The sequence below is a fragment of the Rhizobium sp. P2_G9 genome, from assembly GCF_056403475.1.
On the sequence record NZ_JBFUFK010000129.1, the window covers coordinates 1 to 898 of the forward strand.

At 65.3% G+C, this 898-nt stretch carries 1 protein-coding gene; it reads right to left on the bottom strand.

Features of this window, described 5'->3' with window-relative positions; genetic code table 11:
• Positions 1–197: 197 nt before the first annotated feature.
• A partial coding sequence (locus AC1DYF_RS40295) for an IS1380 family transposase (RefSeq protein ID WP_477884541.1) occupies positions 198–898 on the bottom strand: 701 nt, incomplete at its 5' end.

Consider the following 898-nt stretch of genomic DNA (forward strand, 5'->3'; position numbering starts at 1 on the left):
TAGCCCGGATATCTCACACTTGTTTTTGAATTTGCTTTCGGCGGGCGTTTTCGAGGGTTCAGCGGTGATGTCGGTGCTTGCGCGGCGGGTCAGGGGCGCGCTGCAGCATTTTGACCGTCAACGGGGCGAGCAGTGCCGCCCGCGGCAATGGCGGGGAGCGATCGACGGGTTTTGAGGACTGTGCCCTGTCTGTTYCGTCAACGCGCCGCRGCGGTTCGGAGGTAATGGTATGCGAGCTCCCACTCGTCGCGCCACGGATAGGCCGAGGCCATAGCAATCTTGACGCGGCGGACACTTGTGGTGACGAGGGCGCCGATCTTGAGCAGTTTGAGCCGGATATTGCCGCAGCTGGCGCTCGCGAACTGGGTGAAGCGCAGCCCGATGCGGCGCAGCGCTGAGAGCAGCACATAGGCCATCGAGGCAAACCACAGACGCAGCTGATTGGCCCGCATGGTGGCGGCTGATGTGCGGTCGGCGAACAGATCGGCCTGGCACTCCTTGATCCGGTTCTCCATCTCGCCGCGAGCACAGTAGAGCGTCTCATAGAGGTAGCGCGGCGCAGCCTCGGCACGGCTGAGCGAGGTGACGACGAAGCGCGGATTGGTGTCGCCGCGGGTCACCTCGGCCTTGGCGATGACGCGCCGCCTGCGGCTCCAGCTGTCGAGCGTCGACCACTGCAAGTCCTTGAAGCGACGCGCCGGCTTGCCGGTGCGGCGGCTCTCGGCGGCAGCCTGGCCGAGTTCGGTCTCGATCTCGGCGATCAGGCGCTTGTTCTTGGCCAGGCCGAACAGATAATCGACCTTGTTGGCCTCGCACCACGCCATCAGCGCCTCACGGCAGAAGCCGCTATCGGCGCGCAGCAGGATGCGGGTCCTCGGCCAGGTGCGGCGGATTTGCC